The 13,940-nt window shown below is 38.9% G+C and carries 16 protein-coding genes and 1 riboswitch; of the genes, 8 read left to right on the top strand and 8 right to left on the bottom strand.

Annotation, left to right across the window (positions count from 1 at the left end; translation table 11 throughout):
• Window positions 1–45: 45 nt before the first annotated feature.
• The gene (locus QF028_RS02635) at window positions 46–981 is read right to left on the bottom strand and encodes a metal ABC transporter solute-binding protein, Zn/Mn family (RefSeq protein ID WP_429463961.1); all 936 of its coding nucleotides are present in this window, start codon (window positions 979–981) and stop codon (window positions 46–48) included.
• 213 nt (window positions 982–1,194) lie between these two features.
• Between QF028_RS02635 and QF028_RS02640 the strand changes: the two genes are divergently transcribed.
• The gene (locus QF028_RS02640; protein ID WP_429463963.1) at window positions 1,195–1,767 is read left to right on the top strand and encodes a beta-class carbonic anhydrase; all 573 of its coding nucleotides are present in this window, start codon (window positions 1,195–1,197) and stop codon (window positions 1,765–1,767) included.
• On the opposite strand, the gene yidD is transcribed toward QF028_RS02640, so the two are convergent.
• Entirely contained in the window at window positions 1,764–1,991 is a 228-nt protein-coding gene (yidD, locus tag QF028_RS02645) for a membrane protein insertion efficiency factor YidD (RefSeq protein ID WP_214717689.1), read from the bottom strand. The genes QF028_RS02640 and yidD overlap by 4 nt on opposite strands.
• Before the next feature lie 141 nt (window positions 1,992–2,132).
• On the opposite strand from yidD, the gene QF028_RS02650 reads away from it, so the two are divergent.
• The gene (locus QF028_RS02650; RefSeq protein WP_429463965.1) at window positions 2,133–2,606 is read left to right on the top strand and encodes an S-ribosylhomocysteine lyase; all 474 of its coding nucleotides are present in this window, start codon (window positions 2,133–2,135) and stop codon (window positions 2,604–2,606) included.
• A gap of 61 nt (window positions 2,607–2,667) precedes the next feature.
• Here QF028_RS02650 and ytzI read toward each other — a convergent pair whose 3' ends face one another.
• Both ytzI and QF028_RS02660 read right to left on the bottom strand, forming a co-directional pair.
• Window positions 2,668–2,841 (bottom strand): YtzI protein, encoded by a 174-nt coding sequence (gene ytzI, locus QF028_RS02655; RefSeq protein ID WP_214733186.1) that lies wholly within the window; start codon window positions 2,839–2,841, stop codon window positions 2,668–2,670.
• 110 nt (window positions 2,842–2,951) lie between these two features.
• Entirely contained in the window at window positions 2,952–3,209 is a 258-nt protein-coding gene (locus QF028_RS02660) for a DUF6154 family protein (RefSeq protein ID WP_066258317.1), read from the bottom strand.
• Between the two features lie 201 nt (window positions 3,210–3,410).
• Here QF028_RS02660 and QF028_RS02665 point away from each other — a divergent pair, with 201 nt between their 5' ends.
• Together QF028_RS02665 and ytkD are read left to right on the top strand one after the other, a co-directional pair.
• Entirely contained in the window at window positions 3,411–3,728 is a 318-nt protein-coding gene (locus QF028_RS02665) for a hydrolase (protein ID WP_429463968.1), read from the top strand.
• A gap of 87 nt (window positions 3,729–3,815) precedes the next feature.
• Complete coding sequence (gene ytkD, locus QF028_RS02670) at window positions 3,816–4,298, top strand: RNA deprotection pyrophosphohydrolase (RefSeq protein WP_429463970.1); 483 nt, start codon at window positions 3,816–3,818, stop codon at window positions 4,296–4,298.
• A 208-nt stretch (window positions 4,299–4,506) separates the two neighbouring features.
• Here the strand turns inward: ytkD and QF028_RS02675 are convergent, their stop codons facing one another.
• The 3 genes from QF028_RS02675 to QF028_RS02685 are packed head-to-tail and all read right to left on the bottom strand — an operon-like array spanning window position 4,507 to window position 7,056.
• Entirely contained in the window at window positions 4,507–5,313 is an 807-nt protein-coding gene (locus QF028_RS02675) for an ABC transporter permease (RefSeq protein ID WP_410888733.1), read from the bottom strand.
• Complete coding sequence (locus QF028_RS02680; protein WP_429463972.1) at window positions 5,294–6,070, bottom strand: ABC transporter ATP-binding protein; 777 nt, start codon at window positions 6,068–6,070, stop codon at window positions 5,294–5,296. Before QF028_RS02680 ends, QF028_RS02675 begins: the two co-directional genes overlap by 20 nt.
• Before the next feature lie 20 nt (window positions 6,071–6,090).
• On the bottom strand, window positions 6,091–7,056 hold the full coding sequence (locus QF028_RS02685; RefSeq protein ID WP_410888757.1) for an ABC transporter substrate-binding protein: 966 nt from the start codon (window positions 7,054–7,056) through the stop codon (window positions 6,091–6,093).
• Window positions 7,057–7,231: 175 nt separating this feature from the next.
• Here QF028_RS02685 and QF028_RS02690 point away from each other — a divergent pair, with 175 nt between their 5' ends.
• Window positions 7,232–8,026, top strand: a complete 795-nt coding sequence (locus QF028_RS02690; protein ID WP_410888731.1) for an alpha/beta hydrolase family protein — start codon at window positions 7,232–7,234, stop codon at window positions 8,024–8,026.
• A gap of 37 nt (window positions 8,027–8,063) precedes the next feature.
• Window positions 8,064–8,306 (top strand): DUF2584 domain-containing protein, encoded by a 243-nt coding sequence (locus QF028_RS02695; protein ID WP_168245394.1) that lies wholly within the window; start codon window positions 8,064–8,066, stop codon window positions 8,304–8,306.
• A 43-nt stretch (window positions 8,307–8,349) separates the two neighbouring features.
• Here the strand turns inward: QF028_RS02695 and pckA are convergent, their stop codons facing one another.
• Window positions 8,350–9,936, bottom strand: coding sequence for a phosphoenolpyruvate carboxykinase (ATP) (gene pckA / locus QF028_RS02700; protein WP_410888729.1), 1,587 nt, complete (start codon window positions 9,934–9,936; stop codon window positions 8,350–8,352).
• Window positions 9,937–10,183: 247 nt separating this feature from the next.
• Window positions 10,184–10,323: riboswitch (SAM riboswitch) on the top strand.
• A gap of 200 nt (window positions 10,324–10,523) precedes the next feature.
• Between pckA and metK the strand changes: the two genes are divergently transcribed.
• Together metK and asnB are read left to right on the top strand one after the other, a co-directional pair.
• On the top strand, window positions 10,524–11,723 hold the full coding sequence (gene metK, locus QF028_RS02705; protein WP_098933280.1) for a methionine adenosyltransferase: 1,200 nt from the start codon (window positions 10,524–10,526) through the stop codon (window positions 11,721–11,723).
• Between the two features lie 280 nt (window positions 11,724–12,003).
• Entirely contained in the window at window positions 12,004–13,908 is a 1,905-nt protein-coding gene (gene asnB, locus QF028_RS02710) for an asparagine synthase (glutamine-hydrolyzing) (RefSeq protein WP_429463976.1), read from the top strand.
• Window positions 13,909–13,940 lie beyond the last annotated feature (32 nt).

The raw sequence follows: 13,940 nt of genomic DNA on the forward strand, positions 1-13,940 counted from the left end.
AAATGAACCAGGTCAAAAGCGGCCTGGTTCATTTCATCTTCAAATTTAGTTATTTAACGCTATCTCTAATGATTCAAGATTTTTATTCATTAATGAAAAATAGGTTTCTTTGTTTTTGATGTTGTCGGTAGACAAAACAGCAAGATTATGAATGTGTAATGCCTTTGCCCCAATTTCTTTTTGAACAATTTTTCCGAGTTTTGATTGGACATTTTGTTCGAAAAGCATATAGTGTATACCATCATGTTCAGCTATAGAAATAATTTTTTCTAATTCCTTTTGGGTTGGCTCATTAGCAGTCGAAAGACCAGATATGCTGATTTGTTCAATCCCATAACGTTTTTCCCAATAACTGAACGCCGCATGTGTAACGATAATCTTTTTATGCTTCGCATGTGTAATTGTCTGCTTATATTTAGTATTTAGTTCATCTAACTTTTGGGCAAGTTGTTTAAAATTCTCATTGAATAGTTCTTTGTGCTGCGGCATTTGTTTAATTAATGAATCACGGATGACAGCAGCCATTTCCTTAGAATAAATGGGGTCAAGCCATACATGTGGGTTGACATCCGAATTGCTATGGTCATGTTCTTCTTCATGTGAATCGTCGCTTTTTGGGAGTTTTAGTTCCTCAGCCGTTGGGACTAATGTGACATGTTCATTTTTCAATGTTCCCTTTGCTTTTTCCACAAATCCTTCAAGTCCAAGTCCAATGTAGAAAAATAAGTCGGAATCGGCTAAATTCATCATATCCTTTTGGGATGGTTCAAATGTGTGTTCATCTGCCCCAGGTGGATAGATCGTTTTTACATTTACATATTTTCCACCAATTTGTGCAGTAAAATATTGAAGTGGGAATACTGTTGTATAAATAGTTAACTGGTCCTTCCTTTTTTGTACATGGTCTTTACCATTTGAACACGCGGACAATAGAAGACTTAATGGTAACAGAAAAGAAAGGAAAAGGATGATTTTTTTCATAAAGACTCCTTTATATATAATTAAATCGGATTAATTACGATTTATTTTCGAAATTTTTTTTGAATTCTGAATGATTACGAATGTATAATACGGAACGATTCCGATTTCCATTTGTATCTTACAAAAAAAATTCCTTAAAAGCAAGTATAAAATTTTGTTTCATCATTAAAAATTAGGTATGCTTAGAAAGAAACAATAGAAAGGATGGTTATCATGAGTAACCCTACATTATTGAATGAGCTGTTAGACTATAATAAAAAATTTGTGGAGAACCACGAATATGAAAAGTATGAAACAACTAAATTCCCTAATAAACGCATGGTGATTCTTACATGTATGGATACCAGACTATTGGAATTATTGCCGAAAGCATTGAATTTGGGAAATGGTGATGCGAAGCTCATAAAAGACGCCGGCGGCCTAGTGTCACACCCTTTTGGAAGTGTGATGAGAAGTATACTGATTGCTGTTTATCAATTGAAGGCTCAAGAGGTTTTAGTCATTGCCCATTATGATTGCGGCATGAGCGGTCTTAAAGCTGAACCAGTGATCGAGAGTATGATGGAGCGTGGAATATCAGAAGAAACGATTGATACGCTTACATATTCTGGCATCAACATTAAAAAATGGCTTCATGGATTTGATAATGTGACCGAGAGTGTTGAGCACAGTGTAGGTATCATAAAAAATCATCCATTAATGCCAAAGGGTGTTCCTGTTCATGGATTGGTCATCGACCCAAAGACAGGAAAGCTTGATCTAATTGTTGATGGCAATAAGAATTAAAGCTTCTCTTTTTCAGGAACAGGATCCAAGCCACCAGGATGAAAGGGATGACATTTTGATATCCTTTTGATAGTGAGCCAGCCGCCTTTTAAAGCACCAAACCGCCCAATCGCTTCCAGACCATAATGGGAACAAGTAGGATAAAAACGGCAGGTCGGTGGTTTTATAGGTGAGATAACAATTTGATAAAAACGTATAATCGCTAGGAAGGCTTTTTTTAACATGTCATTCTCTCCTTAACTACAATTAACTAAAAGATACCATAAATAAATAATATCGTCTAAATTGTTAATTGTATGTAAGTGGATGAAAAAACTCGGAATTTATTGTATGATAAATGGTAGATAAAAAAAGGAGTGATATCGATGCCTTCAGTTGAAAGCTTTGATTTAGATCATAACGCTGTTAAAGCCCCTTATGTGAGACATTGCGGGGTCCACAAAGTTGGAAGTGACGGTGTAGTTAATAAATATGATATTCGCTTTTGCCAGCCCAATAAACAGGCGATGAAACCTGATGTCATTCATACACTAGAACACTTGCTTGCTTTTAATCTTCGTGAGCACTCCGAGAAGTATAATCACTTTGATATTATCGATATTTCACCAATGGGCTGCCAAACCGGCTATTACCTTGTTGTCAGCGGCGAGCCGACTGTGGAGGAAATCATTGATCTACTTGAGGATACAATGAAGGCTGCAGTTGAAATCGTCGAAATTCCTGCGGCAAATGAACGACAATGCGGCCAAGCAAAACTGCATGATTTGGAAGGCGCTAAACGTTTAATGCGTTTCTGGCTTGAACAAAGCAAGGAAGACCTTAAACAGGTATTTGCTTAATTAGAAAAGCTGAAGCTAGACAAATAATAAAAATTCCTATTCTACTTGAATAGGAATTTTTTTAAGCTTTGTTTTGATCCTGATTATGTTCTTGGTCCTTCTCTTGGTCAAGATATGGATTATTTTCTATTGGGTCCACAGTATGTTTATACGTGTAGGCTTTAGAAGTGGTGCCCACGGCTAGAAGCAGGACAATGATAACAATAATAATACAAATAACAGCTACTACATACATTCGTGTGAATGCCTCCTTTTTTCTTTATTGTAGCATAAATGGATGCTTTTTTGAGAAAAGAAAAAGGGAAGCCCGTGTTTGAGCTTCCTTCCTTATGTTTTTATGTACAATCAATGAATATTTCGAGGATGATAAGTATTTGTGCGATGTTGTCCGTACTCTTCTTGGGCAAATTTACCTTTCAAACTTTCAATTAAATAAATACCCATTAAATTGTATAATTCCTGCTTATCCATTTCTTGGATTAAAGCAAGTAGATCCTCATGTGACATCTCTTCTAAAAAGGCAAATGCCAGCATGTCGATATCCTCTTCATCACCGGTTAGCTTGTTTCGGTACATTTCGTACAACTCATCAACTAATTTCATTTCGATACACCTCCTAGTTATTCTTTTCCCTTATAAGTATAAAATAATTCTACCTTAACCGTTTGTAAATTAACAGAAAAATCTGTTTCTTTGATTGTATGTTTATTATAGCGTATTCATTTCTAAAAAATTAATCGAAATTTGACAAAGAATAAATTTTTTCTATTTGCAAATTACTAATGAGTAAAAGGGGATGACATAATGGATCAGCAAAAGAAGACCTATTATATAGATGTTGGAAGCGGTGAAATATCTCAAAGTGCAACAAGTTCAACCTGGAGCTATAAAATACAGGCAGATAATGAAGAAATAACCCAGCTGCGCGAGCTTTTTGACCAAAACTATTCCACCGAGTGGAAAAACTTCATTAGAGCCCATGTGCCTTATGTTGAGTATCATTATGACCGTGAAAACGATGCATATGACGGTACGATTCAGCAAGTATATGGGATGTTGCATAAACTTGGTGACGCGGAAGCAAAAAATCATATTGAAAGTATGAATATACTACCAAAATAAAATTTTCACCTGTAAGAAAAATCCTAACTTTAGGATTTTTCTTTTTTTTATTATAATTAAGTATAAAATAGTTGAGGCGGAAATTAGATGATGCGATTTTTAGATGAAAATGGGAATCCAGTAGAATTGTCTTTTTTACCAAATGCTTTCGAAGAGGAAGCAAAACATGTGTTAGTCATTTGCCAGTATGGGGAAGAGTGGCTATTGACGAACCATAAAAAAAGAGGACTTGAATTTCCGGGTGGAAAAATGGAATCAGGGGAAACTCTTGAGGAGGCAGCCCACCGAGAAACTTATGAAGAGACAGGTGCAATCCTAGGTGAGCTAAAATTTATTGCTGAGTATAAATTTACCGACCCGATGAGGTCTTATGTGAAGGCTGTCTTTTGGGGAAAGGTCGCTAGGGTTGAAGAAACGACTAGTTACCACGAAACCAATGGTCCTGTTGTTGTTAAAGGAGATATATTGCAACAGCGATTTGAGGATGATTACAGCTTTATTATGAAAGACCAAGTCGTCGAGCAATGTGTTAAACTCATTCAAAAGGTACAAAACGAAAAGCTTTGTTAAAGCTAAATGGAGTTATACACACCCTGTTGATTGGAGCGGAATGCGCGAGACTCCTGCGGGAGTACGGGGCAGGGGAGACCCCACAGGCGCTTAGCGCCGAGGAGGCTCCCCGGAACGCCCGCGAACCGCACGCGCATGGAGCGGAAATCAACAGACAAATTTAACACGGCCAAACGAAAAAGAATAGCAGAAAGTACATGACAATCCACTATTCTTTGATAATTTTTTTCTCTAATAATTCAACAAGCTGGTACATAATGGTAGCAAATACCGCGATAACCAAAAGTGATAAGAAAACAAGTGTAAAATTAAATACTTGGAAGCCATAAATGATCATGTATCCAAGTCCTCTAGAGGATACAAGGAATTCTCCTACGATCACACCGACCCAAGACAGACCGACATTTACCTTAAGAGTAGAAATAATCGTTGGAAAACTCGCGGGGAGGATAGCTTCTTTAAAGCATTGCCAACGAGTTGCTCCGAAAGTTTGAAGTACTTTAAGATAATTCGGATCCACCTCTTTAAATGAGGTATATACCACAATGGTGGTAATGATAATTGAGATAATCGCACCCATGGCAATAATCGATGAATACCCAGGACCTAGCGCCACAATCAAAATGGGCCCTAATGCGACTTTCGGCATAGCATTTAAAATAACAAGATAAGGATCAAGCACCCTTGAAATCATTGGTGACCACCAGAGGATAGCAGCTAATATCGTACCCAGTAGTGTGCCTAGAATAAATCCTAGGACGGTTTCCGTTAAGGTTACGCCAATATTGCTAACTAAAGTTCCATCCTGAATTTTTTCCAGGAGTAAATTCCATATCTTTGAGGGAGAACTGAAAAGAAGCGGGTCAATCCACTGTTTTTGACTAAACAATTCCCAACTAGAGAAAAAGACGATAAAAATGATCGCCTGATAAAATCCGACCCATCTTTTTTCAACCTGAAGTGATTGAATATAGTTTTTATGGAGGAGTTCCAGCTTATTCTTTTTCTCGCTCAAGTGACTCCAACTCCCTCCATATGGTTTGAAAGATACTTGAATATGCCTCATGATTTCTTGCTTCAAATGGGGATATATTTCTTAGTTCCTCCGGCATCGTAAATGTTTTATAGATTCTCCCGGGACTTGGTGAAAGCAGAAAAACGCGATCGCTCATGGCAATAGCCTCACCAATATCGTGAGTAACGAGAATAGCTGTTTTTCCAAATTTATCTAATGTTTGTGATACTAAATCCTCCAATTTAAGCTTAGTTTGATAATCGAGAGCGGAAAAAGGCTCATCAAGCATAAGCAGTTTTGGTTCTGTGGCAAGCGTCCGGACGAGAGCCACCCGCTGCCTCATACCCCCTGATAACTGCCTAGGAAGCTGTTTTTCCACCCCGGTTAATCCGATTTGGCTTAACAGGCCAAGGGTAGCCAATCTTGTTTTTTGGTTCAACTGCTTTGATAACTTCAAACCGATCAGGATATTCTCTTCAATCGTTTTCCAAGGGAACAAATAATCTTGTTGGAGCATATAACCGATTTGGTTTTTTGCGGTAGTTACCGGTTTTTTTTCTAACAAGACAGTACCTTGCGTTGGTTTAAGCAAACTAGAAATAATGGAAAGCAGAGTCGTCTTACCACAGCCGCTGGGGCCGAGGAGGGAGACAAACTCGCCCTCCTCCACTGTTAATGAAATATCGGAGAGGGCCGTGGTGGCAGAGGCTTTAGTAAAATAGGTGTGATGAATATTTTGAACGGTCAAAAAGCTCATAAGAACGGCCTCCCTTTCCTTTATTCTTTTATTATCTTGTCAGCGATCTCTGTATTTACAAGTGTTTGATGATCTACTTCTTTTGGCAGTACTCCTGCTTCGTTCATGATGTTTTGTAGATTGTTCCACTCCTCTTGGTCAAGGATAGGATCTGTTGCAAAAGATCCTTGATTTTTATAACGCTCAACAACAGTGGTCATAATTTCTAAATCTGTATCTGGAAAAAACGGTTCCACCGCTTTTGCAATTTCCTCAGCACTGTGCGACTCTACCCATTGTTGAGCTTTGTAAATTGCTCGTGTGAACTTTTCAATCGTTCCCTTATTTTCTTTCATATAGCTTTCCTTGGACATAAACGTTGTATATGGTACGTGGCCAGACTCTTTACCGAAGGAAGCAACAATATGACCTTTTCCTTCTTTTTCAAAAATACTTGCCGTTGGCTCAAATAATTGCACAAATTCGCCCGTTCCAGAAGCAAAGGCATTGGCAATATTGGCGAAATCAATGTTCTGGATTAAGTTCAAATCCTTTTGAGGATCAATCCCATGCTTCTTTAAAACAAATTCGCCAACCATCTGTGGCATGCCGCCTTTACGTTGCCCTAAGAAGGTTTTTCCTTTTAAGAGGTCCCATGAAAAATTATCAATCTTTTCTCTAGCAACGAGGAAAGTACCATCGGTCTGGGTTAATTGTGCAAAATTGATGACGGGGTCGTTTGCGCCTTGGGCATAAACATAAATCGATGTTTCTGAACCAACTAGGGCAACGTCGGCCCCCCCAGAAATCAGAGTGGTCATGGTTTTGTCGCCGCCGGGTGTTGTTGTTAGCGTGACGTCTAAACCTTCAGCTTTGAAAAATCCTTTGGCTAGGGCAACATACTGCGGGGCATAGAAAATGGACCGGGTAACTTCAGCGATTCGAACTTTCTCAAGTTTCTTTGTTTCATTTTTTGTAGAGCTATTACAAGCGACAAGTGAAAACATAAGTATAGTGATGAGCAGAAAGGAGAAACTGAACTTTAACGATTTTTTCATGAAGCGGGCCTCCTTATTTATCATAAAAAATCTGGGCTAATTACCTAAGATATCGTATGAAGAGGAGAAAAATATGTGAATGCCTAGAGAGAATAAATTTTATAAAAAAAGGGAAGTTTTGCTGATGAGCCAATACAATGATGGAAAGATTGTTGATATCACACGCTTTCCTTCTCCAAATCCCAATATTGAATTAAAAGTAATTACTTACCTTTCCAATGGATTACGAGTGAAAGGCATGCTTGCGGAACCGATTGGGGAAGGTGAGTATGATGGATTCCTTTATTTACGCGGCGGCATTAAAAATGTTGGTAAAGTTCGACCAGCAAGGATTGCTCAGTTCGCAGCTGAGGGCTTTGTTGTTTTTGCACCTTATTATCGTGGAAATCAAGGTGGGGAAGGCAATGAGGATTTTGCCGGGGACGACAGGGAAGACGCCTTTTCCGCCTTTTTGCTGTTAAAATCTATGCCCAGAGTACGTGAAATACATATATTTGGGTTCTCGCGGGGTGGTGTAATGGCGCTTTTGACAGGAATTGAATTCCCTGAGACCGCGTCTGTTGTCAGCTGGGGCGGGGTCAGTGATATGTCTCTCACCTATTTGGAACGTAAAGATTTACGGAGAATGATGAAGAGGGTCATTGGCGGAACCCCTCAGAAATTTCCGGAACGGTATCAAGACAGGACCCCTCTTTATCAAATAGAAAAGATCAAAGCCCCTGTCCTGATTATCCATGGTGCTAAAGACGGAAATGTTTCGGTGGAGCACGCATATCGACTTGAAAGAAGGCTGAGGTTAGTAGAAAAACCAGTCGAAGCATGGTATTTTAACGAATTTACACATTACTTCCCACCAGCAGTAAATAGAAAAGTCGTGAATGATTTAACGAAGTGGATGAAAAGTCACCGTAAAAGATGATAATATATAGGTATTACAAGTAGAGGAGCGGATGTTTATGGGTATGCCTCTTGAGTTAAATACGATGATTGTAACTAAAGGTAGAGAAAAACGAGTGGAAGAAAACGTCTTTTTGCTAGAAAAAGAAGGGTACAGACTTTATCCAATTGAGATTCCGATTGATGTAAGAAAAACAATCGATAGTGATTCAAGTGGTACCGCATTGATAAAAAAAGTCGAGTTGCAAAATAACAGCACGACCATAACCTATCAATTAATTTCATTAAATTCGACTAACTAATGAGATTAGAAAGCCCATATCGAATCGATATGGGCTTTCGATATTATGCTATTGGTCCGCCTTTTTCTTCAATATCACGTGAAACATTAGTGAACTTTTTAAAGTTTTCGCGGAACTTTGCGGCTAATTCCTTTGCTTTCTTTTCATATGCCTGCGAATCCGACCAAGTTTTAATCGGCTGTAGGACTTCGTCTGGTACACCTGCAATATGGAGCGGGATATTTAATCCAAAGATCGCGTCCTTGACAGTCTCCACATGGTTTAATTCTCCCTCAAGAGCGGCTTCAACCATAGCGCGCGTGTAGGAAAGTTTCATTCGATTACCGACCCCATATTCGCCGCCGGTCCAGCCAGTATTGACAAGAAAAACATTGGCATTGTGCTCAAGTATTTTTTCACCGAGCATTTCTGCATAACGAGTCGCAGGCAGCGGCAGGAATGGAGCACCAAAGCAAGTGGAGAAGGTAGCTTGTGGTGACGTTATTCCACGCTCTGTTCCGGCTAGTTTAGAGGTGTAGCCACTTAAAAAGTGATACATTGCTTGTTCCTTTGTTAATTTTGAAATTGGAGGCAAGACTCCGAATGCATCAGCGGTTAAAAAGACAATCGTATTTGGGTGGCCAGCGATACTTGGTTGAACAATATTATCAATTGCGTCAATCGGATAAGCGGCACGTGTATTTTCGGTCAACGTTCCATCATCATAATCAGGGATTCTTGATTCCTGATTCAATGTTACATTTTCTAGGACAGTTCCAAAGCGGATGGCATCAAAGATTTGCGGCTCCTTTTCACGAGAAAGATTGATACATTTTGCGTAGCAGCCCCCCTCGATATTAAAGACACCATTAGAGGACCAACCGTGCTCATCATCACCAATTAATCGACGATTGGAATCCGCTGATAAGGTTGTTTTGCCAGTTCCAGACAAGCCAAAGAATAAAGCAACATCGCCTTCAATCCCAACATTGGCAGAACAGTGCATCGAAAAAATATTGTTTTCAGGCAGTAAATAATTCATTACAGAAAAAATCGACTTTTTCATTTCCCCTGCGTATTCTGTACCACCTATTAAAACAATTCTTTTTTCAAAAGAAATCATAATAAATGCTTCCGAGTTGGTACCATCGATAGCCGGATCTGCCTTGAAATTAGGTGCAGAAATAACGGTAAATCCAGCATCATGGGTAAGTAGTTCAGCATCCGACGGGCGAATAAATAACTGGTGTACAAATAAATTTTGCCACGCTAATTCATTTACCACTTGGATGGATAAACGTGATTTTTTATCAGCACCCGCAAATCCTTTAAAAACAAAGATCTCATTTTTCTGTTGTAAATAATTAATGACCTTTTGATAAAGCTTTGTAAAAACCGGTTCTGAAATTGGTTGATTGGTCGTGCCCCATTCAATTTTGTCTTTAGTTGAATCTTCTAAAACAATGAATTTATCCTGTGGAGACCGGCCAGTATACTTTCCAGTAGCGACACTAATTGCTCCCGTAGAAGTTAATGCTCCTTCATGACGGGTTAAGACTTTCTCAACTAATTGAGGAACAGATAATTGCACATGAACATGACTTTCATTTAACAATTGATTTAATTCATTAGGAGTATCAACAGAATTCATTTAATGAGACCTTCCTTTATTTAGTTTTTAGATTGTTAATAATATAAAAAGTATAACACATTAGCTGAATTAATGTATCCTATTTAACTGGATTTATATATTATAAAACTTTAATTGAAGATATAAAAAAAATTTATAAAAGATACTAACATATTTCGTATATTTCCCATTTTGTTGAAAAACATTTCTTAAAAAATTCATTGACATTGTTGGGCAGTGTGATATTATTCTAATTTGAACGGATACTCTCTTATCCTGAGCTGGTGGAGGGACAGGCCCAATGAAACCCAGCAACCTGCAGTATGAAAAGATTGACCACTTAAAAGGTCCTTTTCAGGATGCGAAGGTGCTAATCTGACGCAAGGCTTTGACCTTGAACGATAAGAGCGAAAGGCCCGGAACAACCTTTCCTCTCTGGTAAGGTTTTTTGTTTTGTATAAGTCCTTTATGAAAAGAGTCTCTAATAAAAATCCTTTGTTTATTACATACTAAGGGAATGAGTACCGTATCAAATTCTCGATGTTTAAGGAAGTATTCCTGTAACCTTTCTAAAACCTCGATTATCTCATATTATAGGAGGAATTCAGATGTCAACAAAACGTCGTTTGTTCACTTCTGAATCAGTTACTGAGGGTCATCCTGATAAGATTTGTGACCAAATTTCTGATTCCATTTTAGATGCTATTTTAGCAAGGGATGCTAATGCCCGTGTTGCGGCTGAAACTTCAGTAACAACAGGACTAGTGCTAGTAGCAGGAGAAATCACCACATCTACCTACGTGGATATTCCAAAAATTGTTCGTGAAACGATTAAAAACATCGGCTACAATCGCGCGAAATTCGGTTTTGACTCAGAAACCTGTGCTGTTTTAACATCTATTGATGAACAGTCTCCAGATATCGCGATGGGTGTTGACCAAGCTTTGGAAGCGCGTGAAGGTCAAATGTCTGATGAACAAATCGAAGCAATTGGTGCAGGGGACCAAGGTTTAATGTTTGGTTTTGCTTGTAATGAAACAAAAGAGCTTATGCCTCTTCCTATTTCACTAGCGCACAAACTTGCTCGCCGTTTAACAGAAGTACGTAAAGATAAGGTTCTTGATTACTTACGTCCAGACGGAAAAACACAAGTAACGGTTGAATATGATGAGAACGATAAACCAGTACGCATTGATACGATTGTTATTTCCACTCAACACAATCCTGAAGTTGAGTTAGAGCAAATTCAACGTAACTTGAAGGAATATGTTATTAATCCGGTAGTTCCAAAAGAATTAATCGATGAAAAGACAAAATACTTTATTAATCCAACCGGCCGTTTCGTTATTGGCGGACCACAAGGGGATGCTGGCTTAACAGGCCGTAAAATCATTGTAGATACGTATGGTGGATATGCTCGCCATGGCGGTGGTGCATTCTCTGGTAAGGATCCTACAAAAGTGGACCGTTCAGCTGCCTACGCCGCACGTTATGTTGCCAAAAATATCGTTGCCGCTGGCCTTGCTGATAAGGTAGAAGTTCAACTTGCCTATGCAATTGGAGTTGCTAGACCCGTTTCGATTGCAGTTGATACGTTTGGGACAGGTAAAGTGAGCGAAGACGTGTTAGTTGATTTAGTAAGTGAAAACTTCGACCTTCGTCCTGCAGGTATCATTAATATGTTGGATCTTCGTCGCCCAATTTACCAACAAACAGCAGCTTATGGTCATTTTGGCCGTACAGATGTGGATCTTCCTTGGGAGCGCACAGATAAAGTAGAAACATTACGCCAACAAGCAAATCTATAAAACGTTATGGGGGTTACATTCTACATGTAGCTCCCGTTTTTATTTCTCCGTCTATTTACCTGTATAGTAATTCAATTAGTGAATAAAATGTAATGTTTAGGCAGGTCAAAAGAAGTAAAAAATGATGATAATTAATTTGCCTATTGTTCACAGTGCAATTTTAATAAAAAAAGTGGTAGTATTAGAGAGTATGTTTTTCTGTCTAGCACTAGCGCAAGGCGTTTGCGCTTTGGAGCAATACGTCCTTTTAAAGGATATTTAGAATGAGGTGAAGTACATAATGTGTGGTTTTATCGGTTGTGTACACGACAAAACACAAAACTATAGTGATGAGCAAAAACAACAATTTAAAAATATGAACGATATTATAACTCATCGCGGGCCGGATGATGATGGTTTTTATTATGATGATCATATCCAATTTGGGTTCCGCCGTTTAAGTATCATTGATATTGAGAGTGGTCATCAACCGCTTACGTATGAAAATGAACGCTATTGGATTATCTTTAATGGTGAAGTTTATAACTATGTAGAACTGCGCGAGGAACTATTGAGCGAAGGATTAACCTTTTCAACTAGCTCTGATACCGAGGTTATTATTGCACTCTACAGCCATTTGAAGGAAAAAGCCGTCGAAAAACTACGCGGAATGTTCTCCTTTGTCATCTGGGATAAACAAGAACAAACTCTTTATGGCGCGCGTGATCCGTTCGGGATTAAACCGTTTTTTTATTTTGAAGATGGTGAAAGAACATTTTTTGCCTCTGAGAAAAAGAGTATTCTATTGGGGCTCGAAAATGATGTTATTAACTATGATTCCTTGCAGCATTATTTGACCTACCAATTTGTTCCTGAACCAACCACCATGTCTGATGGTATTAAGAAATTAGAGCCAGGTCATTTTTTTACCAAAAAGATTGGCTCACCAATGGAAATCAAAAGATATTGGAAAGCACACTTTAAACCAGTTCACAAATCAGAGCCTGACTTTATCAAGGAAATTAAAGATGTCCTGTTCGATTCTGTAAAAATGCACATGCGCAGTGATGTTCCAGTAGGCTCATTCCTTTCTGGCGGGATTGATTCTTCGATTATTGCATCGATTGCAAAAGAATATCACCCTGCGATTAAAACCTTTTCGGTAGGTTTTGAGCATAATGGATTCAGTGAAATTGATGTCGCAAAAGAGACAGCTGAGAAGCTTGGTGTCGAAAATATCAGCTATGTGATTTCACCGCAGGAATATATGAATGAAATTCCAAAAATTATGTGGCATATGGATGATCCGCTGGCAGACCCTGCTTGTGTCCCGCTTTATTTTGTTGCCCGTGAAGCGAGAAAGCACGTAACCGTTGTTCTTTCAGGTGAAGGTGCAGATGAATTATTTGGCGGCTACAATATTTATCACGAGCCGCAATCCTTAGAGGTGTTTAATAAAATTCCGAGAGCAGGAAAAGTGCTTTTAAAAGGGATAGCGGGTATGATGCCTGAGGGAATGAGAGGAAAAAGCTTTATCGAACGCGGTGTAACTCCAATGGAAGAACGTTACATTGGTAATGCGAAAATGTTTACCGAAGAAGAAAAGCGCGAACTACTAAATGTCTATCGTGAGGGATTAGATTACACTGATATAACGAAGCCGCTTTACGCTGAATCGCTTGGTTATGATCCTGTTGACCGGATGCAGTATATTGATATCCATACATGGATGCGCGGCGATATTTTGCTGAAGGCCGATAAAATGACGATGGCTCATTCCTTAGAACTTCGTGTGCCATTCCTTGATAAAGCGGTCTTCGAAGTGGCATCAAAAATTCCGACCAGCCTGAAAACAGTGCATGGAACGACGAAGTATATCTTACGTAAAGCAGCCGAAGGTGTTGTACCTGCCCATGTACTTGATCGGAAGAAACTTGGGTTCCCTGTACCAATACGTCATTGGTTAAAGGATGAAATGAACGAATGGGCGAAGAAGATTATCCGCGAAAGCAATACGGATCATTTGATCAATAAATCATATGTGCTTCAATTGCTTGAAGACCATTGCCAAGGTAAAGCCGATAACAGCAGGAAGATTTGGACTGTGCTGATGTTCATGGTATGGCATCAAGTATATGTTGAAGATGTCTATTCCTTTCAACGTGATTACGCACTAGAAAAGGCCCTGCAAACATCGAAAAATTAATCGTAAAAGCACCCAAATTTCTTGGGTGCTTT

Origin of the sequence: Neobacillus sp. B4I6 (genome assembly GCF_050434045.1) — a bacterium.
Taxonomy (GTDB): Bacteria; Bacillota; Bacilli; order Bacillales; family Cytobacillaceae; genus Neobacillus.

Bases quoted from the DNA above. Each gene is read 5' to 3' on its own strand.
- QF028_RS02660 (WP_066258317.1), bottom strand. From the start codon at position 3,209: ATGAAATTAGTTGATGAGTTGTACGAAATGTACCGAAACAAGCTAACC.
- metK (WP_098933280.1), top strand. From the start codon at position 10,524: ATGTCAACAAAACGTCGTTTGTTCACTTCTGAATCAGTTACTGAGGGT.
- QF028_RS02695 (WP_168245394.1), top strand. From the start codon at position 8,064: ATGGGTATGCCTCTTGAGTTAAATACGATGATTGTAACTAAAGGTAGA.
- yidD (WP_214717689.1), bottom strand. From the start codon at position 1,991: ATGTTAAAAAAAGCCTTCCTAGCGATTATACGTTTTTATCAAATTGTT.
- QF028_RS02635 (WP_429463961.1), bottom strand. From the start codon at position 981: ATGAAAAAAATCATCCTTTTCCTTTCTTTTCTGTTACCATTAAGTCTT.
- asnB (WP_429463976.1), top strand. From the start codon at position 12,004: ATGTGTGGTTTTATCGGTTGTGTACACGACAAAACACAAAACTATAGT.
- ytzI (WP_214733186.1), bottom strand. From the start codon at position 2,841: ATGTATGTAGTAGCTGTTATTTGTATTATTATTGTTATCATTGTCCTG.
- QF028_RS02680 (WP_429463972.1), bottom strand. From the start codon at position 6,070: ATGAGCTTTTTGACCGTTCAAAATATTCATCACACCTATTTTACTAAA.
- ytkD (WP_429463970.1), top strand. From the start codon at position 3,816: ATGATGCGATTTTTAGATGAAAATGGGAATCCAGTAGAATTGTCTTTT.
- QF028_RS02685 (WP_410888757.1), bottom strand. From the start codon at position 7,056: ATGTTTTCACTTGTCGCTTGTAATAGCTCTACAAAAAATGAAACAAAG.
- QF028_RS02690 (WP_410888731.1), top strand. From the start codon at position 7,232: ATGAGCCAATACAATGATGGAAAGATTGTTGATATCACACGCTTTCCT.
- QF028_RS02650 (WP_429463965.1), top strand. From the start codon at position 2,133: ATGCCTTCAGTTGAAAGCTTTGATTTAGATCATAACGCTGTTAAAGCC.
- pckA (WP_410888729.1), bottom strand. From the start codon at position 9,936: ATGAATTCTGTTGATACTCCTAATGAATTAAATCAATTGTTAAATGAA.
- QF028_RS02665 (WP_429463968.1), top strand. From the start codon at position 3,411: ATGGATCAGCAAAAGAAGACCTATTATATAGATGTTGGAAGCGGTGAA.
- QF028_RS02640 (WP_429463963.1), top strand. From the start codon at position 1,195: ATGAGTAACCCTACATTATTGAATGAGCTGTTAGACTATAATAAAAAA.